Source organism: Sphingobacterium chuzhouense (genome assembly GCF_014692525.1).
Lineage (GTDB): Bacteria > Bacteroidota > Bacteroidia > Sphingobacteriales > Sphingobacteriaceae > Sphingobacterium > Sphingobacterium chuzhouense.
In genome coordinates this window covers 318,028-338,545 of sequence record NZ_JACNYL010000002.1, presented here as the reverse complement: position 1 = coordinate 338,545, position 20,518 = coordinate 318,028, and the positions used below count along the sequence as shown (strand labels likewise).

General features: G+C 39.5%; 13 protein-coding genes and 4 tRNA genes. 10 read left to right on the top strand and 7 right to left on the bottom strand.

The features are described from left to right. The first annotated feature begins 38 nt into the window (after positions 1-38). Together rpe and H8B21_RS07760 are read left to right on the top strand one after the other, a co-directional pair. Positions 39-719: a ribulose-phosphate 3-epimerase gene (gene rpe / locus H8B21_RS07765; RefSeq protein ID WP_190313225.1), complete on the top strand. Its 681-nt coding sequence runs from the start codon at positions 39-41 to the stop codon at positions 717-719. A gap of 141 nt (positions 720-860) precedes the next feature. Further along, positions 861-3,128 (top strand): aconitate hydratase, encoded by a 2,268-nt coding sequence (locus H8B21_RS07760; RefSeq protein ID WP_190313224.1) that lies wholly within the window; start codon positions 861-863, stop codon positions 3,126-3,128. Positions 3,129-3,327: 199 nt separating this feature from the next. Here H8B21_RS07760 and H8B21_RS07755 read toward each other — a convergent pair. Beyond that, positions 3,328-3,401 (bottom strand) — tRNA-Arg (locus H8B21_RS07755). Positions 3,402-3,698: 297 nt separating this feature from the next. On the opposite strand from H8B21_RS07755, the gene H8B21_RS07750 reads away from it, so the two are divergent. The 3 genes from H8B21_RS07750 to H8B21_RS07740 all read left to right on the top strand — a co-directional run bounded on the left by H8B21_RS07750 (position 3,699) and on the right by H8B21_RS07740 (position 7,890). Further along, positions 3,699-3,783, top strand: a tRNA-Ser gene (locus H8B21_RS07750). A gap of 192 nt (positions 3,784-3,975) precedes the next feature. Next, complete coding sequence (locus H8B21_RS07745) at positions 3,976-5,952, top strand: DUF3857 domain-containing protein (RefSeq protein ID WP_190313223.1); 1,977 nt, start codon at positions 3,976-3,978, stop codon at positions 5,950-5,952. 3 nt (positions 5,953-5,955) lie between these two features. Beyond that, positions 5,956-7,890 (top strand): DUF3857 domain-containing protein, encoded by a 1,935-nt coding sequence (locus H8B21_RS07740; protein ID WP_190313222.1) that lies wholly within the window; start codon positions 5,956-5,958, stop codon positions 7,888-7,890. Between the two features lie 72 nt (positions 7,891-7,962). Here H8B21_RS07740 and H8B21_RS07735 read toward each other — a convergent pair. Both H8B21_RS07735 and H8B21_RS07730 read right to left on the bottom strand, forming a co-directional pair. Further along, positions 7,963-8,047, bottom strand: a tRNA-Leu gene (locus H8B21_RS07735). 5 nt (positions 8,048-8,052) lie between these two features. Beyond that, positions 8,053-8,125 (bottom strand) — tRNA-Gly (locus tag H8B21_RS07730). Between the two features lie 183 nt (positions 8,126-8,308). On the opposite strand from H8B21_RS07730, the gene H8B21_RS07725 reads away from it, so the two are divergent. The 3 genes from H8B21_RS07725 (at position 8,309) to H8B21_RS07715 (ending at position 12,284) form a co-directional block, all read left to right on the top strand. Then, positions 8,309-10,504, top strand: coding sequence for a glucoamylase family protein (locus H8B21_RS07725; RefSeq protein WP_190313221.1), 2,196 nt, complete (start codon positions 8,309-8,311; stop codon positions 10,502-10,504). A 65-nt stretch (positions 10,505-10,569) separates the two neighbouring features. Then, positions 10,570-11,085, top strand: coding sequence for an OmpA family protein (locus H8B21_RS07720; RefSeq protein WP_190313220.1), 516 nt, complete (start codon positions 10,570-10,572; stop codon positions 11,083-11,085). Positions 11,086-11,183: 98 nt separating this feature from the next. Beyond that, on the top strand, positions 11,184-12,284 hold the full coding sequence (locus H8B21_RS07715) for a lipase family protein (RefSeq protein WP_190313219.1): 1,101 nt from the start codon (positions 11,184-11,186) through the stop codon (positions 12,282-12,284). Positions 12,285-12,303: 19 nt separating this feature from the next. Here H8B21_RS07715 and H8B21_RS07710 read toward each other — a convergent pair whose 3' ends face one another. Then, complete coding sequence (locus H8B21_RS07710) at positions 12,304-12,702, bottom strand: hypothetical protein (protein WP_190313218.1); 399 nt, start codon at positions 12,700-12,702, stop codon at positions 12,304-12,306. A gap of 265 nt (positions 12,703-12,967) precedes the next feature. Between H8B21_RS07710 and ggpS the strand changes: the two genes are divergently transcribed. Continuing rightward, entirely contained in the window at positions 12,968-15,211 is a 2,244-nt protein-coding gene (gene ggpS, locus H8B21_RS07705) for a glucosylglycerol-phosphate synthase (RefSeq protein WP_223814908.1), read from the top strand. A gap of 80 nt (positions 15,212-15,291) precedes the next feature. Here ggpS and H8B21_RS07700 read toward each other — a convergent pair whose 3' ends face one another. The 3 genes from H8B21_RS07700 to H8B21_RS07690 are packed head-to-tail and all read right to left on the bottom strand — an operon-like array spanning position 15,292 to position 18,937. After that, positions 15,292-16,302 (bottom strand): ATP-grasp domain-containing protein, encoded by a 1,011-nt coding sequence (locus tag H8B21_RS07700; RefSeq protein ID WP_190313217.1) that lies wholly within the window; start codon positions 16,300-16,302, stop codon positions 15,292-15,294. A 15-nt stretch (positions 16,303-16,317) separates the two neighbouring features. Then, positions 16,318-18,165 carry a flavohemoglobin expression-modulating QEGLA motif protein gene (locus tag H8B21_RS07695; protein WP_190313216.1) on the bottom strand — a complete coding sequence of 616 codons (1,848 nt, stop codon included), beginning with the start codon at positions 18,163-18,165 and terminating at the stop codon, positions 16,318-16,320. Next, a complete protein-coding gene (locus H8B21_RS07690) occupies positions 18,155-18,937 on the bottom strand; it encodes an N-formylglutamate amidohydrolase (RefSeq protein WP_190313215.1) in 783 nt (260 codons plus the stop codon). The genes H8B21_RS07695 and H8B21_RS07690 overlap by 11 nt, the downstream gene beginning before the upstream one ends. Before the next feature lie 188 nt (positions 18,938-19,125). Here H8B21_RS07690 and H8B21_RS07685 point away from each other — a divergent pair, with 188 nt between their 5' ends. Beyond that, positions 19,126-20,508, top strand: a complete 1,383-nt coding sequence (locus H8B21_RS07685; RefSeq protein ID WP_190313214.1) for an MBL fold metallo-hydrolase — start codon at positions 19,126-19,128, stop codon at positions 20,506-20,508. Positions 20,509-20,518: the final 10 nt, after the last annotated feature.

The following is a 20,518-nucleotide window of genomic DNA, read 5'->3' as shown; positions in this document are numbered from 1 at the left end:
TCAAACTTCCGTATCTTTGCAAAAAACATATAAAGAACATGCGTACAACAAAACATCTGATAGCCCCGTCTGTTCTGGCTGCTGATTTTGCGAACCTTTACGATGATATCCAGATCGTAAACAAGAGTGAAGCCGACTGGTTTCACATTGATATTATGGACGGTGTATTTGTTCCGAATATCTCTTTTGGTTTTCCAGTTATGCATGCTATCGCTAAACATGCTACCAAACCACTAGATGTGCACTTGATGATTGTAGATCCAGATCGTTATTTAAAAATGTGCAAAGACTCGGGAGCAACTATTATTACAGTACATTATGAGGCGTGTACGCATCTTCATCGTACGTTGGCTGCTATTAAAGAACTTGGGTGCAAGGCAGGCGTGGCATTGAATCCACATACACCAGTGAGTTTGCTGAAAGATGTTGTCAGAGATATTGATTTGGTATGCATCATGTCGGTTAATCCGGGTTTTGGAGGTCAAAAATTTATTGAGCAAACTTATGCAAAGATAAAAGAGCTCAGAGATTTATCTGAAGGAGTAAACGACTCTCTATTAATAGAAATTGATGGGGGAGTAGGTACAAATAATGCCGCAAAGCTATTGGAAGCAGGGGCTGATGTGTTGGTTGCAGGAAGCAGCGTTTTTGGCGCTGAAGACCCCACAGAAGCCGTTCGCCAGTTAAAAAACGTCTTGCCAATAACAACGAAGATTTAAGTTGTTTGGATTTATTCCAAATTAGGGTTTGAATTGGTTTAAAGGTGTTTAAAACCTATTCTTTTTGTATTTTTGCCCTAAATCAAAAAATTGGGCAACCGATTTAGTTTTAAACAAGTACATCAAATAATTATTAAATAAATGGCTTTTGATATAGAAATGATTAAAAAGGTTTATAGCCAATATGACGAACGCATTGCTGCTGCGCGTCAAGTGGTTAATAAACCTTTAACTCTTGCTGAGAAAATTTTGTACGCTCACCTATGGGCAGGAAATGCAACCGAAGCTTATGAGCGGGGAGCTTCTTATGTAGACTTTGCTCCGGATCGTGTCGCCATGCAAGATGCTACGGCACAAATGGCTTTATTGCAGTTTATGCAAGCTGGACGCCCTAAAGTGGCTGTGCCTTCAACTGTTCACTGTGACCACTTGATTCAAGCAAGGGACGGAGCAGAACAGGATTTGACGCGTGCGAAAAACGAAAGTTCAGAAGTATTTAATTTCTTATCTTCTGTATCAAATAAATATGGTATAGGTTTTTGGAAGCCGGGAGCAGGTATTATTCACCAAGTGGTGTTAGAAAATTATGCTTTTCCTGGTGGAATGATGATTGGTACTGACTCCCATACCGTGAATGCTGGTGGTTTAGGTATGGTAGCTATCGGTGTTGGTGGAGCTGATGCATGTGATGTCATGGCAGGTTTGCCGTGGGAGCTTAAATTTCCCAAACTAATAGGTGTTAAATTAACCGGTAAGTTATCTGGATGGGTTGCACCAAAAGATGTTATTCTAAAAGTAGCCGGTATTTTGACGGTAAAGGGTGGTACAGGAGCTATTGTGGAATATTTTGGCGAAGGGGCAGAATCGCTATCATGTACAGGTAAAGGTACTATCTGTAACATGGGAGCGGAAATTGGAGCAACAACTTCAACTTTCGGTTATGACGCTTCTATGGAGCGTTATCTAAGATCTACTGGAAGGGCAGACGTAGCAGATGCGGCAAATGCCATTAAACAGCATCTAACAGCAGACCCTGAAGTTTACGCTAATCCAGAGCAATATTTCGATCAATTGATTGAAATTAATTTGTCAGAATTGGAACCGTCCTTGAACGGTCCATTCACCCCGGATTTATATACACCGGTTTCGCGCATGCGCGAAGAAGCAGAAAAGAACGGTTGGCCATTAAAAGTAGAGTGGGGACTAATTGGTTCTTGTACAAACTCTTCTTATGAGGATTTATCACGCGCCGCTTCGATTGCCAAGCAGGCTATTGATAAAGGCTTGGTTACCAAGGCGGAATTTGGTATTAATCCAGGTTCTGAACAGGTACGTTACACGGCAGATCGTGATGGTTTGCTAAAAACGTTCGAAGATCTGAACGCTACGATCTTCACGAACGCTTGTGGTCCTTGTATCGGTATGTGGGATCGTGCAGGAGCAGATAAGCAAGAGAAGAATACCATTGTCCATTCGTTTAATAGAAACTTTGCAAAACGTGCTGATGGTAACCCTAACACATATGCTTTTGTAACTTCTCCAGAGATGGTGGCAGCTATTGCCATTTCTGGGAATCTAGGGTTTAATCCGGTTACAGATACGTTGATTAATAAAGACGGTGAGCAGGTGAAATTGGATCCACCAACGGGTGATGAATTACCATCAAAAGGTTTTGATGTTGAAGATCCAGGTTATCAAGCACCAGCAGTAGATGGATCTTCTGTAACGGTAGATGTATCTCCTACATCTGATCGTCTTCAATTATTGGAACCGTTCAGTGCGTGGGAAGGTACTGACCTTATTGGGTTGAAGCTGTTAATAAAAGCTAAAGGTAAATGTACTACTGACCATATTTCGATGGCAGGCCCTTGGTTGAAGTATCGTGGCCATTTGGATAATATTTCTAATAATATGCTTATCGGTGCAGTCAATTTCTTCAATGATAAAACAGATTTTGTTAAGAATCAACTGACTGGTGAATATGCAGCTGTACCGGCTACACAGCGTGCCTATAAAGCTGCTGGGATCGGTTCGATCGTAGTTGGCGATGAAAACTACGGAGAAGGGTCTTCTCGTGAGCATGCTGCGATGGAGCCTCGTCATCTAGGTGTACGCGCCGTCTTGGTTAAATCTTTTGCTCGTATTCACGAAACAAACTTGAAAAAACAAGGTATGTTGGGATTAACGTTCGATAATAAGGATGACTACGATAAAATTCAAGAAGATGATACTATTGATATCGTTGGTTTAACAGAATTTGCACCTGGAAGACCATTAACACTTGTTCTGCACCACGCAGATGGCTCGCAAGATAGTATCTTGGTTAACCATACGTACAATGCACAACAGATTGAATGGTTTAAAGCTGGTGGGGCACTGAATATCATACGTGCGAATCAAGCGAAATAAAATTTATTAAGTAAGTAAACAAGTGCGAAAGCCGCAGTTCTTTAAATAGACTGCGGCTTTTCTATGTACTATTTACTAATTTCAACTAAATTATTTATATGCTACTCACCAGTTAGACCGGGTAATCAGGTAGACCGCCTCATCTCCTATTCCTAAAAAAGAAGAAGCCTGCTAATCAAATGATTGCAGGCACTTAAAGTACGCCAATCAGGATTCGAACCTGAGACCGACGGTTTAGAAAACCGTTGCTCTATCCAGCTGAGCTATTGGCGCCTCCTTTCGGTGCAACAAAAGTAGGCAATTAGGCTTATTTTGCAAAATAAAATGATTATTTTTTATCAAGTTGAGACTAACTTATTGCACACCAAAGATATATTTTGTTTTAGATAAAATTTTTGTTTGTATTTAATATTAAAAAGGTGATTTAAGCAAATGGAATCGACCATATAGCTTGTCGGTATTGTGCTATTGCGATAGAAGAGGTTATACTATTAAAAAGCACTATTTAGCTGCCTATTGGAAATTTGAAATAAAATTTTGCATGAAAGATAAAATTTGTACTTTTGTCGCGGAGAGTTGGCAGAGTGGTCGAATGCGGCGGTCTTGAAAACCGTTAACTGTCACAGGTTCGGGGGTTCGAATCCCTCACTCTCCGCAGAGCTTCAATCAAAAGATTGGAGCTTTTTTATTTAGAAAGTATCTCTATTAATGTAACCCGAGGGATGATAACCAAAAGAGATTGGTAGGGATTCGATTCTGGAAGCTTCCTTCATCCTTTGGGAAAAATAGTACATCTATTTTAGATATATTATTTTTTTAGCTATATTCACTCCAAAATAACCTAACTATGATGTACCGATTTCTTACTCTTGTCTGGATTTTTCAAGTGTTTTTCTTTCATGCACATGCCCAAACGAATGAGTTACCGACGATCTCTTTTCGCGATTTTGAAATACCTAATTCTCCTATAGTGGATTCGACTTCACATGCTGTAGTTATATTGGAAAAGGGACGTTCTGACATCCAAGTGGATGAGAGTGAAAGAGAACTGCGGGTTATACACCGTTATGGCGTACGGATTAAAATCTTAGATAAAGAAGGATTTGATCAAGCTAACTATATTATTCCTCTCTATAAAATTGGAAATAAATTCGAGACGGTGAGCCAAGTTAAAGGGTATACACATTATATTGATGGGAAAATACATACCGTCGAGATGGATAAGGGAGCTGTCTTTCACGAAAAAGTGAATGAATTTGTAAACCTGAGTAAATTCACTTTGCCAAACATTGCGGAAAATTGCATTATTGATATCGAATATGAAATAAGATCACCCGATATATTTAATTATAGAACTTGGAAATATCAGGATGACATACCGAAGCTATACAGTGAATATACAGCGATAATTCCTGCTGTCTACAACTATAATGTAACATTGAATGGTTTTTATAAGTTAACAGATGAGAGATCTAAACTGTTGAAAGATCATTTTTTACTAAATGGACGTCGGTTTGATTGTTCACAATTAACTTATATTATGGAGGATATACCCGCCTTCCATGAAGAAAGTCACATGTTGGCTCCGAAAAATTATAAATCTGCAATCAATTTTGAGCTTATGCAATATTATTCGACGAACGGAGCACGCCAGAATCTTACAAAGGAATGGAAAGATGTAGATAGGGAGCTGTTAAACGACCGTTCGTTTGGAGGTCAAATTAATCGTGAGAATAATTTCAAACATATTTTGCCCGAAATACTTGCAGACGGTGATTCCGAAGAAGACAAAGCTCGTAAAATATACAGCTATATTAAAAAGCAGATTAAATGGAATAAAATATACGGAAAATACAGTCAATTTGGTGTAAAAGAAGCATTAGAGAAAAGAAACGGAAATATAGGAGATATCAATCTTGCGCTTATTTCTGCCTGTAACGCTGCCGGAATTGAAACATATCCAGTTTTGGTGTCCACACGTGAAAATGGTCTTCCTAAAACAATACATCCGGTGATTTCTGATTTCAACTATCTTGTGGCACAAGTTCGGATGAATGGCAAGAGCTATTTTTTGGACGCATCGGAAGAAAATCTTCCGTTCGGTCTTCTACCGCTTCGGTGTATTAACGGGAACGGCCGTATTATCTACTCCAAAAAGTCTTCCGAATGGATTAAACTAGAGAATCAGGTTGATGCTTCTACTCATTTTGATGTTTTTGGGAAGATAGATGATACTGGTCAGTTCAAAGGGAAGATACGTATATTTTATGAGGGGTTGGACGCGTTAAGCCGAAGAAACTATATCAAGAAATTCTCATCATTGGATGCTTATATCGAAGAACGTATGAATAACTCCGCAAGTATGCGAATTGAGGATGGAAAGGTTTATCAATTGGATAGTCTGGATAATACACTTATGGAGAGTTATGACATCAACATAGATTTTTCTGATAATCTAAGAGAAGAGAGCTTCGTTTTTAACCCTATACTTATTAATAGGATGACAAAAAATCCCTTTAATTTAGAGGAACGGAACTATCCAGTAGATCTTGGTTCTAAACAGAGAGAGCTATATAGCATTTCTGTTCGATTGCCAAATGGCTTTAATATAGAACGCCAACCGAAGAATACAGCATTGGCTCTTCCTGAGTCAGCCGCGAGATACACCTACCAATCGCAGTACGAAGAGGGAAGTTTAATACTTAAACAAGAGTTGAGTTTGAACAAGGCGATTTATGAGGTAGACGAATATTTTCATCTCAAGGAATTTTATTCAAGAATAATACAACACCATAAAGTAGATTTTGCATTTACTAAACAATAGGCTATGGTAAGAAAAATATGGTTAATCTTGACGTTGTTCAGTGTGATCCCTGTATACCTAAAAGGGCAAAATATATATGCGGTAGACAATATTAATGAAAGCTTAAAAGAGCGGGCAGACGCGACGGTTAGGGACGAACGCTTGGAAATCGATATGAAAAGCATTAATGACGTGACTGTGCGGATTACACGTGCTGTGACCGTCCATAATAAGAACGGGGAGGAGCATGGGGATATTGAATTATATTATAACAAGTCGAGAAAAATAAGAAGTGTAAAGGGGGAAATCTTCAATGAATTTGGTATTTCAATCGGGAAATTTTCATTAAAAGACTTTCGGGATAGGAGCGCTTCTGGTCAAAGTAATCTATATGATGATACCCGGATGAAAAACTATAGTCCGGCTGTGTATAGCTATCCTTATACTATTGCTTATAGCGTAGAAATTAAAGAGAACCAAAACCTTGTAATCCCATCATGGTCGCCAGACTATGCTTACGATGTTGCTATTGAACAGAGTAGTTATGTTTTTACTTGTCGTCCAACAGATAAAATTCGTATACATCAAAATAACTATGTAGCAGAAGTTGCAGTGGTGGAGGATGCAAAGACTAAAATTTATACTTGGGAACTGAAGGATATTCCCGCACGTCGGTCCGAACCATACAGTCCGCCGCGCAATCTTCAAGCTGCGCGCGTTAGGATTGTTCCAGAAGCCTTTCAGTACTTTAAGAAAACAGGCTATTTTAAAGACTGGCAGGAATTTGGAAAATGGAATTATGATTATCTGCTGTCAGACAAACGTACGCTACCCGAAACAACGGTTCAACATGTTCGGACATTGACAAAAGATATAGGTTCACCTAAAGAGAAGGCGAAAGCGCTATATAAATATATGCAAGATAAAACCCGGTACATCAGTATTCAAGTGGGTATAGGAGGGATAGAACCTTTTCCCGCAGAAACAGTGGATCGGTTAGGTTATGGCGATTGTAAAGCGTTGGTCAATTACATGCAGAGCTTATTAGATATCGTCGACATTCCTTCTTACTACTGTATTGTGGAAGCAGGGTCGTATAAAAGAGACATTACTGTTGATTTCGCAAATGTTTCTGATGGAAACCATATTATCCTGTGTATACCTTTTGAAAATGATACAACGTGGTTGGAATGTACCAATCAGAAAATTCCCTTTGGATTCCTAAGTGATTTTACGGATGATCGACTTGTTATTGCCTGTTCGGAAGAAGGTGGGAAGATCTTGCGTACACCCAAATTTAATAACACCGAAAGTTTACAATATCGGGAAGGTCATTTTAAGATATTAGCAGATGGCTCGCTCGAAGGGAGCTTAACAACTACATTTAAAGGAGGACAATTTGATAATCATTATTATAATATGTTTTTGAATCAACAGGATCAAGCACGCAACGTGAAAAACTGGTATGATATCGATAATATCAGTTTCCAAACGATTAATTACGAGATGATTTCGGAAGATAAAGATTCAATTGCTTTCTGTGAAACACTAGAATTGATGATAAAAAACTACGTGGTAAGATCGGGTAAACATGCTATTTTACTTCCAAATATATTCAATCAAGCAAAACCGATTTCTGCGACGCGAAACCGTACTAATGATTTGTATATCAATCGTGGTTATACGGATGTTGACGTTTTACATTATATATTGCCGGACGACGTTGATACGTCGACCATGCCGGTTAATAAACGGTTGGAAACAGAGATGGGAATATACGAGCTTCGTATTTCGATATCAAATGGTATATTGACCTGCTACCGCATGATTCAATTAAGGGAAGGGACGTACCCTAAAGAAAAATATGCAGAGTTTTATCAATTTATGACAGAGGTTTATAGTTCTGATAGAGGAAAATATAATTTATCGATTGGGAAAAAAGAAACGATATCGGGGTAGACTAAAATACCTATAAAAAAGCCCATTACCGATATAAAAAAAGGAAACAACGCGTCTGCATTGTTTCCTAAGTACCTAGGGCGGGAATCGAACCCGCACTCCCTTAACGGGAACAGGATTTTAAGTCCTGCGTGTCTACCAGTTCCACCACCTAGGCAACTGAGCGAAAGACGAGATTCGAACTCGCGACCCCAACCTTGGCAAGGTTGTGCTCTACCAACTGAGCTACTTTCGCTTGCGACGATGCAAATATAGAGAGAAAATCTTATTCCAAAAATTATTTTTACGCTTTTTAATGCGACTGGTGCTAACCGTCTAAAAATGTGCGTAATATTTTTCTTACCAAAGCTTTTAAAACAAGGGATAATAATTAAATGGTGCAATATTTGCTTATTTTTGTCGAAGATCAATATTTGTTATGAAGCAATTCTATTTGTTTGTTCTTGTATTAGCTGGTATTATCGGCATATTGGAAAAAGGATACGCCGATACCTATCCCGAAGTTGTCTTCGACAACAGTTTGGTAAAAGGTGTTTACGCCAAAAGTAAGGTGAGTTATGAAGGACGCTCCTGGGTTGAGAACTTGAACCACCACTTATTGGTGTCTGATACATTGTTCTTCACGCCCGGTAATGCACTTTCTTTACAATATAAGTCCGCTGCGGATGGCGATTGGCAGGTCGATCTGCAGTACAGTCGCCAAAAACTCAATTATCAGGTTGAGCATTCTGATCAGCTCGTGCTTAAATTATTTATCAAGTCCGCAAGCACAAAAGCGAACAATCTACCTAAAATAAGCATTCGGCAAAAACAGTCAGAAACAAATCAACTGGAATTGGCATCTTATATAAAAAATCTTGACCATAACAAGTGGATCGATGTACGGATTCCGATAGCTGATTTTAAAAACTTACATACCAAAGAATCTATTACCACATTGCGCTTTGCTCAAAATGGGGTAGATGGCGAAATGCATTATCTGTTTATTGATCAGGTGGAGTTTCTTTCCAAAGGTGCTTCGCAGGTAAAACTCTCTTCTCCCGCCATACTATCATCTGCCGTGGCTTATGATAAGCAAGTCCATTTACAGTGGCAGCTACCGCTGACACCCTCTATCCGTTATATCAAAATATATCGATCAGAAGACAACAAAGATTTTCAAGCAGTTGGTATCCGTCCAATCTCGATGCAAGGTTGTTTGGATTATGTGGCTGATATTAATAAAACTTATTATTATAAAATCGCATGGGTAGATTATAATTATGAAGAATCACCGTTTTCTGAAGTCAAGGAAGTAAAAACAAAAAAGCTGAACGAAACCGAATTATTAGATCTCGTGCAAGGGGCACATGTCAATTATTTTGCAGAAAACTACGATATCAATAGCGGTATGTATTTACCATTCCGCATGAAAGAGCGTGCCGTCGTATCAGTTAAGGAAAGTGGGAATGCCATATTAAGCTTAATTGTGGGCGTAGAAAAGGAGCGGATTAATAGATCGTTAGCTGTAGGGCGTATCTCCCGTATTGTTTATTTTCTCGCGAAAGCACAGAACCACCTAGGCATCTTTCCAGCCTATTTTGACGGACGTACAGGTTTGCCCGAACATCGTAATAATGAAGCAACTTATGATGTGTTGGCGACATCTTCTATAATAGAAGCATTACTCGTGGCGCGTCAATATTTTTCCGAAGAGAACGAAACCGAAACGGATATGCGGAAACGGATAACCGCACTTTGGGAAAACATTAAATGGAATCAATTAGTAGCGGAAGGATATAGCGACGTGCTAGTCGAGAAAATATCCGTAGCAGATTCTTCGCAGCACTATCCGACCCTTGGTGGAATAAACGAATCTATCAATGCATACATATTGGCGATGAGTGCTCCGAAACATGCGATTCCACTGTCTGCCTATGAAAATGGCATTAAAAATATAGACTTAACTTACTCATCAGATTATAATAAGATGGATAGCCTTGCAAGAGATACGATTTCGGCTATTATGCGAAGCTTTCGGTTTGCCATTGGCCCCCTTCGGAACGCATCGGAAAGTATGGCCAATAGAGTCTCGGTCTTTCAAGATACTATGATGTATGGAGAACATCTTCTGTTTGGCTTCTCGGGATCAACTTTATTGGATTTGTACAAACCGTTTTTCACGATAGATCCTAAGTTATTAAGCGATGGAAATATCAATTATGAAGAAGCTATACGCAATTATATTAAAGTACGGAAACGCCGGGATAATGAAATAGGAGTAGGGTCAACCAATTCCGATATATGGGGATTCTATCAACATATGGATAGTGTAGGAAGTTATCGCATTAACCCCGCTATCGCACCATCCTCCATGTTCATGTTGAATGAAGAAGGGAAAAAAGCTGTGCTGGCGTTGTATGATAACTATGGTGAAAACTTTTTTACAGAATACGGATTCCGCGCTTGGCTAGATTTGCGAAACAACGATGTGTCGGATGAATATTTTGCTACAAATCAAGCGGCTATTACCGTTTGTATCGAAAACGCACGATCCGGGTTGATATGGAATTTGTATAAAGAAATACCAGAGGTAAAGGCTTTGTTGACAAAGCTATTTGGAGAGGATAAATAAAAAAGAAGCCTTAGGCTTGAATATTGAAAATTACTATCTTTACAGCATAACTTAAAAGCAAATTCATGAAATATCTAAGTACTGTTGCATTTTCACTTATCGTTGCTCTTGGCATAACGTCTTGCAAACAACAAGCTATTATGGTTAATCCCGGTGCCGTCGTTTCCAAGGACGGGACTGACGACGGTTTAAAAAATGTAAAAGGTGAGTTTAAAGATGCCACACGCACAGACGAGGGAATTAAATTTACGCTTTCTTCCGATCTTTTGTTTCCGACAAACTCTTCCTATCTAACGGATAAGGCAAAGGTAGAGTTGAGTAAATTATCAAAATTGCTGAACAATGATACGGCAAAGAAAGTGCGTGTCGATGGCCATACCGATGCAACGGGGACGGCCGAATACAACCAGTGGTTGTCGGAAAAAAGAGCTGCTTCGGTTAAGAAATTCTTGGAAGATGCTGGGATATCACCATCTCGTATTAGTACGAAAGGCTTAGGACAGACGAGTCCTGTAGCAGATAATAAAACACCAGAAGGTCGTCAAAAAAATCGACGTGTAGAAGTAGTTATTCTAAACTAACTATCTAATAAGAAATAAGAAAACTGTTATTTGACAGGCTTTGAAATAGTCTAAAGTAGTCAGATAGCAGTTTTTTATTTGTAGACATCCAAATTTCTATGAAGAATGCATTTTTCATTGCTATACTTGCCTTACTAACGGGTTGGAGTAATGCTCAACATCTAGAACCCGGTTTTGACAACAAAGAATTTATCGAGCTTTTACGTATCAATGGACAACTTTCCGAAACAGCAATGGCGTCTGGAGAAGTTCCGATTCCTACTTCATCCCAATTATTATATAGCAGTGAAGAAATAGGCCTAGCAAATCTATGGCATCTTTGGTTAAAAGATAGCAACACGGCTGTTGTAGCTGTTAGGGGTACGGCAAGGGATAATGTAAGTTGGTTGGCAAATTTATATGCAGCACAAGTTCCAGCAAAAGGCATGTTGCAGATAGATACCAATTTTATATTTGAATATGAACTCGCGCGACATCCCCAAGCAGCCGTACACGTGGGCTATGTATTCAGTGCTGCCTTTTTGGTTCGCGATATGTTGCCCAAAATCGACTCTTGTTACCAAGCAGGAATACGCGATGTCATTTTTACCGGACATAGTCAAGGTGGGGGATTGAGCTATATCTTAACTAGCTACTTTCTGAATTTACAGCAACAGGGAGAATTTCCCGCGGATATGCGGATTAAAACGTATACCTGCGCGAGTCCTAAACCGGGGAATCTGTATTTTGCTTACGAATACGAATATCTTACACAGAACGGTTGGTCATTTAATGTTGTGAGTACAGAAGATTGGGTACCGCAAACACCTTTTACAGTGCAAACTTTGTCTGATCTTCCGAAAGTCAGTCCGCTTGAACCACTTTTAGCATCCATAAAAAAACAATCCTTTTTCAAAAGATTAGCTTTTCGTTCAATTTATAAAAAAGCGGTAGGTCCTTCCCAGAAAGCAGTCAAACGATATCAAAAATATTTCGGTTCTTTTTCTGCAAAGAACGTGCGTAAAATATATCCCCGCTTTATAGAGCCAACCTATGCAAAAGGGAATGAATACGTGCGTGCGGGAGCGCAGATTATTCTCTATCCAGATAGCGTATATTATCAGAAATATACTGTCCCCAAGGATAACAGGAATATTATGTTTCATCATTCCGTGATGCCTTACTATTATTTGTTCGAACGTTATTCTCTAGATAAATAAATACATATTCTACCTGCCTTTATTCTTGCTCGAACATTTTCGTATTAGCGGAAATATAATAGTTTTTATATCGGATGATGTCACGGGAGTTTGTAATATATTTTACAGCGGCATTCTTAAACAAGTAAGCCGTTGCTCGCTCTTCCATCGTTCGTAGAAAAAACTCAAATTCTTTATAAAGTTCCTTTCGTACCTCACTCGTGAATTTACTGTTTTTGACAATTGCCAGGAATTGATCGTTATCAATCTTAAACGTAATGCTGTTTATACTATCTCGGTAAAAATACAATAACGGTGTGGGCAATTCATCCATAAAAATAGCAAAACCGACCTCGTCGTCCTGTATTTTGATAACAAAAGCATGGAAATGTACTGTGCCAATTTTTTGGTCGTCTACAGCGATTAGTTTCGTAAACATAAAACACGTCAATAGGTTTCGTTAAATATACAACTTTTTATCTTTAGTTTATTGTAGTTCGTAAAATTTTCTGAGGACAAATGAAGTAAAGTTTTGATCATAACCTATACTTATATTTGCTTAATAGTTTAATTTTTATTATATTTGAGTTTTCAAATGGCAAAAGAGTCTAAGCTTAATCTGCCCAATGGTAATAGCTTAACTGATTCTTTATATACGTATGCCAATCACATTTAAAATTTAAACGATAAAAAAGGAACATAATATGATGCTATTAGCAACAGATTTGGATGGAACATTTTTAGGTGGAAGCATGAAAAACAGACTGCATCTGTATCGGTTAATTAAACAATTTTCCGAAATACAGTTAGTGTTTGTTACAGGACGTGGTTTAGAATCTGTTATCCCCTTGCTCAATGATCCACTCATTCCAAGACCTAACTATATTATTGCAGATGTTGGAGCGACTGTAGTCGATGGATTAACATTAGAAACCATAGAACCGATACAAGGTGATATCGAGAGCAGATGGCCTTCTCCTTATGCAATACGTTCGCGTGTTTTGGAAAAAACAGATGTGGTCTATCAAGAAGTTCCCCAACAACGTCGCTGCTCTTTCTACTATGATACCGAGATGGATTTATCCCATGTCTATAAGATAGCGGAGAGTTTCAACTGTGATGTAATTACATCGGTTAATAAATATTTGGATATATTACCCAAAGATGTGAACAAAGGGAGCACATTGAATGCGTTGGTCGAACATCTGGATATTAATGAAGAGAATGTATTGGTAGCAGGCGATACGCTGAATGATCTCTCCCTGTATGATACGGAATATAAGGGAGTTGTTGTAGGAGAGGCGGAACCGGCGTTAGTTGAACACACGGCCAAGTATAAAAATGTTTACCACGCGATTGAGCCCGGTGCAGGTGGTATTATCGAATCGATGGCACACTTTAAGCTCTTTCGTAAATACACCGATTCGGACGATAAATATAAATCGGCACAACCCGGTAAAGGTTCTAATCAGCTTGTGGTCGTTTATCATCGATTGCCTTTTGAACAGGAGGTTGTCGATGGGAAACCGATAAGGGTCACTCCGAAAAGTCCCAATGGTATTATCCCTTCATTACTTGGACTATTTGAAAAGGAACGTTCGGGTATCTGGATCGGGGAGGAGGTTAAACAAGAGAATACTCCCGATGTACCGAATCAACTTATTGATGAAGCCAAATATCCGAACTTGGTCGCGGCTACTATAGGCCTTTCAAAAGCGGATATAGATCAGTTTTATCGTGTTTTTTCCAAGGAAGCATTTTGGCCCACGATTTTTTCGTTTGTAGACAAAGCGAAATTTAATCACGACGACTGGGAGCATTATCTAAAAATCAATAGAATCTTTGCCGAGCGCATTGCAAAGGAAGCCGATCAAGACGCATTGGTCTGGATTCACGAATATAACCTTTGGATGGTTCCTGCCTATTTGAAGCCGCTACGTCCAGACTTAAAGATTGGCTTTTTCCATCATACGTCATTTCCCGCAGCTGACATTTTCAACATCATTCCTTGGCGTAAGGAGATTATAGGAAGCTTGTTGCTATGTGATTTCATAAGTTTCCACATTCCACGTTACGTAGAGAACTTTATAGACGTATTGCGGTCGCACACACCCTTTAAGGTTGTAAAACGGATCAATACGGCAAAACAATTTCTGACCTATAGCTGCGCGTTAGGTGTAAGCCAAATGACTAAAGTGATAGAGATAGATGGACGTCAGATACGGTTGGGGGCACAACCCGTTGGAGTGAATATGGAAAAGATACGGTCTATCTTGAAACAAACGAATATTAAAAAGGAAATTTCTGCTACGCTTGAAAAGAAAACCGCCGATAACATGACCACAGTTCTTTCTGTGGAACGTCTTGACTATGTAAAAGGGCCATTGGAAAAAATTCACGCATTTGGCGAGTTCCTCGAGGAAAATCCGGAATACCGTGAAAAAGTAGAATTGGTAAATATTTGTACGCCGCCCTCACAAGGCATGAAAATATACGATGACATACGTGATGAGGTCAATCGTGCGGTAGGCGAAATCAACGGTCGTTTTGCGACAATGGATTGGACACCCATTCAATACTTTTACAGGTCACTGCCTTTTGAAGAAGTGGTGAAGCTCTACGCTGTCAGTGATATTGCCTGGATTACACCATTGAGGGATGGACTGAATCTCGTTGCAAAAGAGTACGTTGCTGTGCAAGGAGCTATCAAAGGATCGGGCGCCTTGGTATTGTCGGAGTTTGCTGGTGCATCGGTTGAATTACCCTACACGGTTCTGACAAACCCTTATGATATGAAAAGTATGAAAGAAAGCCTATTAAAAGCACTTCTTATGCCAGAGGAAGAACGGGCTTCTCGTATCAAGAGATTGTATGATCAAGTAAAGTATTACGATATCCATTATTGGGGAAAAGATTTTGTGAAAGAACTGGAGACGAGTGTGAAATAATAAATTAAAAAAACGCCCTTCCATATTTTGAAGGGCGTTTTTTTATAACTTGGACACCATGACAATTCAAAGTGACTATTTTATTTAGAATTTTTTCGTTTCTCAATCTGTCTCTCTACATCATCTAAAACAAGTCCAACAAAGTCGACGTCGTTAAGCTTAGACGCTAAATTGAGTGCACCAGGACTAAAAACATTGATTTCCATTATTTTATCGCCAACAATATCAAGTCCCACGAAATACATACCGTCTTCTTTAAGTTTCTGTGTGACTTTCGAGACCGTAGCTAGGATCGTATCGTCAATATTTGCTTGTTGGGCACTTCCGCCTTGATGAATATTGCTCCGGATATCTCCTTTTTTCTGTACACGGTTGACAGCGGCATATTTTCCATCTACTTGTACTGGGTCGCCATTTAATAGGAAAAAACGAATATCGCCATTTGCAGCATCCGGTAAGTACTCCTGTGCTAGTAAATAACCATCGCGTGTAATAACTTCAACTGTTTGCTTTAAATTATGCCGTTCATCTTCTTTAACCAAGAAAACATTTTTGCCTCCAGATCCCGTTAATGGCTTAAGGATAATCTTATTCTTTTGTTGATCTAAAAAAGAAACGACATCCTGATAGGAACGGGTAATTATGGTTTTTGGTCGAATTTCTCTTGGAAAATACTCCAAATAGAATTTGTTTGTAGCCTCTACTAATTTATCGGGGTCGTTAATAACCCATGTGCCTCTCCGTTTGATGAGCTGCGCAAATTGGAGCGCTGTCGGAGATGCCCATGGACGATTGATCATATCAACAACCGGGTCGTAACGAAGCCAAAGTACATCCATATCATGTGCATCGACGTACTCTTTCTCCCGGTCGCGGAGCATCTCAAGTAATTCCTCTGGGTCTTCTACTTCTTCCGTAGGTTTTAATACACGGCAATATGCTCCAACACTATCTTCGTTATGATAAGTGAAGTCAGCTAAGCCTATATAAAGCACGGTATGTCCGCGCTTATACGCTTTAAAAGCTAACAAAGTGGTCGTAAATATTGTTTCCTCTTTGTGGGTTTGGTTGATTACGAATGCGATGTTCATATATCCTCTTTAATATTAGTAATTAATCATTTTAAAAATACTCGCAAATTGAGTTAAATCTTTTAATTTTTCGGTATAAGGCTCGTGTAAGTAACGCGGTTTAATGCGCGGAGGCCTCAATACACCACGTTGGATCAAATCGTGCACGATCGGCAAATAGTCTTCCCGGATCTTGCCAATGGTCAATAGATTCAAGTCTTTGCCTTCCTGTATATATTGAATAAGCTCTTTAAATCCCTGCAAATAAGCGGTGTCTTTTGTGAGACCGCCTGAACGATATACACGCATGGTCATGGTAAAAGATGTGTTCGTACTAAAACCATACTCTTCGTGCAACATATCGAACGTTTCCACAAATGAATGCCCGAGTAGCATATGTTGTACGGCGATGACACGTCCAGCTAATATGCGTAACCGCTCATTAGTGAGTCCACCAACTAAATATTCGGCAAGGACGGCTAGCCCTTCTTGCAGTTGTTCATATCCGGGAACACCTAACCTAAAGAAGCTAAAAGGCTGCTCTTTTCCGTTGAAGTAGGTTATGATATGGGTGCCGACTTCATGCTGGATGAGTGCGAGTGCTCGCCGTTTACTTATTCTGTATTGCTTACTGATATTGAGTACACCGTGGTTCACCATAACACCAGCAATATCATCACGTACGCGTACGCTGGTTTTGAACGTCGGGGATTGTTGTTGAAGAAAAGATATTTCTTCTTCTGCTAACTGCGCAAATGCTTTGGCATCTAAATACTCTTCTTCTGGCTTTTGTCTATCTGTTTGCGCAATGCTATCAATGGCAGTAAGCACAGCTTTTGCCAATTCATATAGTTGTTCATCTACATTCCCAAAAACCATCAAGCTTCCATATTTGAAATCTGAAGTTCCGCGAGAAGCTAACATGGTCATCATATCGTCGAGTTCCCGCCGTTTATCTCTAAAAAGATAAGCTATCGTTGGATCATAGATATCTTCGATACGTAGGTTATACAAGTTTCGCTTTACGATATCGGGATCTATCGGAATAGGGCGATAATGAAAAATCGGTGTTTTTCGGAATTTGTCTTTCTTAAACTGTAACCATGCTTCGTGTGAATTTGTAGGCGTAATGAGCAGCAGAAAATCGAATTTTTGGCTTTCTTTCGCGAGTGCACGGTCGATTTCATATATTTCGGAATAGAGTTTTTCCTGACCCTTCATTTTAAACTCCGTGGCCTTGGCCGTTGTATAGAGTCGTACGAATTCAAAGAATAGTCTAGAAAGACCTTTTGCTAAAGATTCCCGGAATACACGAGCTAATAATGGTAAATGTACCCCGCTGGTATCCTCATAGGTTTTGCGAACCGATATACCTAGGGAGAGAACAATGTTGCTTTTTGTATCATCTGTATTTACCAAAAGTGGAAGTCGCGACGGTCGCGGTAACTTTGTTTCTTTTTTGAGTTCGACTAGGAGTTCAGGGGCTTCCGTCTCTATATTTTTCTTTAAATATTCTGCCAGCACCAATGCATTCTTTTGAGAAAGATGAATCGCAATATCCGTATCTTGATCTATTGGAGCATTCCAAACCTCAATGAGTAAGCAGGTGCCAAATTCATCTGCCAGCGCGCTTGTCAGTTTCGGAATCCACTGGATTATCTGGTCGTCACCACCATTGGGCAAAAAGATCACGCTAGCTAGCTCCGATTTTGTTAGTTCCGACAGCACGCGGTCTTTACCCGACTCAGGCACACGATAGATGAATAGATAGGGAACTATTTTGTTAAAGATAATTTTTCCCTTATTCGGGATTTGTTTATGTATGGGCGTTCTATTTTTAATTGCCCGCAATAGTTGAGGCAATATTTTGTCTTTAAACTCCATATATATCTATTTTTTGCAAATCTTTTAACGCGCGAAGCAACAACTGTTTGTATTCAAGTATAATAGGTTGATAGGGAAGTCCCGTCCATTCGTTCATAAAATCTTTTCGGAATTCAATCGACAAGACACAACCTCGGTCACCAAATTTTTGGAGAATATGCTGTGCTAGATACCCACCTTTAAATTTCACATTCTCCCGTATATCGATAGCTTCACCCAAAAGTTGCTGGCTTTGTACACTCTCTATAAATTTGTCGATTACCACCCGCCATTTTTCATCATTGTAATGTGTACCTAAGTTTATCTGTGGATTGGCTTTTTTATCTATAGACTCATCTTCACTGATTCGTTGAGCATTATACGTATGTACATCAAAAGCGACAAAAAAGCCGTGTTTATCGATGGTATGTTGTATGTAACTGTCTAGCTGTTGGTAAAAATTCTTGTGCTCTTCGTAGAGTTGCTGTAAAATGGTAGATGGTAGTGTGTCTTTCCAAACATTCAATCCCCAAGCTTGTTCTGGTCGAAGGTACACGGCGTCTTCTGCTTTACGGTTAATGTCCAATTGAAAGCGCGAAGTAGCAACAAAAAGCTGGTTTACGGGTAATTCTGCCATCGAGGCAGTATAAGGGTCTTCTTCTCTTAAACGTTGGGTTTCATCTAACAGGATAAATTGCTCGGCAGCGGGATCTACTTGATGTCCATCATGGATAGCAAAAGCCCAGAAAGGGCTGTCGGCAAGGTGTACACTGTATTGGAATAATGACGTCATATTTATTTTGTCTTTTGTTAATAATAACATGTTACTCGACAAATAGTTTTATGAATCGGGTACGCTAAAACGGACTTTTTAGAAATCAAAACTTGTGTAACTAAAGTAACCGAACAATAAAAAATAAAATAGGAACTTTGTATAAGACAATAGAATAAGTTAATATAGAACTACTTAAAAATAAAGATATGTTTTTTCAACACGTTTATGATAAAAGTTTAGCACAAGCCAGCTATGTAATAGGCTGCCAAGCTACAGGTGAGACCATTGTGATTGACGCGCAAAGAGATATTGATGTATATCTGCACATTGCGAAGGAAAATAATCTTCGTATAACGCACATCGCTGAAACACATATCCACGCCGATTTTCTTTGTGGCTCACGGGAGTTAGCGGCCGTTACCGAGGCTAAAATGTATCTTTCCGATGAAGGTGGCGAGGATTGGCAATATCAGTTTCCACATGAAGGATTGCGGGACGGCGATGTTATTAAGGTGGGTAACCTCAGTCTGGAGATCATCCACACACCAGGACACACTCCCGAAAGTATCTGCCTTTTGTTGATTGATCATCCAGCGACAGATAAGCCTGTCATGGTATTTACCGGTGATTTCGTGTTTGTGGGAGATATTGGGCGGCCGGACTTGCTGGAAAAAGCTGCCGGACTGATGGGAACAAAAGAAATTGGTGTTAAGCAGATGTTTCAATCGCTGAAAAAGTTTGTCAGAATACCGGAATATGTTCAAGTATGGCCAGCACACGGCGCAGGTTCTGCCTGTGGAAAAGCATTAGGAGCCGTACACAACTCGACGGTAGGCTATGAAAAGATCCGTAATTGGGCATTTCAATATGGGGATGATGAACAGGGGTTTGCTGTTTACTTTTTAGCAGACCAGCCCGAACCGCCAATCTATTTTGCTATGATGAAGCACCTCAACAAAGTCAACCGACCCTTATTGATAGAAGTTCCGAAACATCCGAAATTATCCAGAGAACAATTTCTTTCCGCGTACAAGAAAGGGCTCACGGTTATAGACACTCGCAAAAAAGCCGATTTTGCACGAGGTTTTATTCCAAAAAGCGTAAACATTCAGGGCAACAATTCCTTTGCTACTTGGTGCGGTTGGCTAGTGAATTACCAAGAACAATTTATATTGGTAGCTGAAGATAATCAGATGGAAGATTTGACACGTAAGCTCATGCGTATCGGCATGGATAATATATATGGTTATATTTCAGATGTCGACGACCTCGGTTTGGATTTAGAAATAGCGGAAGTGATTTCGATGGATGAGTTTAAAACGTACATCGCCAAAGAGGATGTGCAGATCGTGGATGTACGTGGAGCGACTGAATATGAAGCGGGGCATATAGAAGGAGCAGAGCATATTTTTGTGGGAACATTGGAGGATAACTTAGATAAAATAAACAAAGACAAACAAATCATTGTTCATTGTCAAGCTGGCGATCGCTCCACTATTGCTTATTCTCTTTTGAAGAGAGATGGATTTGACAAGGTCAAAAATTATGCTGGTGGGATGAAGGAATGGAGAGAGGTTTGCAATATTTAATAAAAATTAG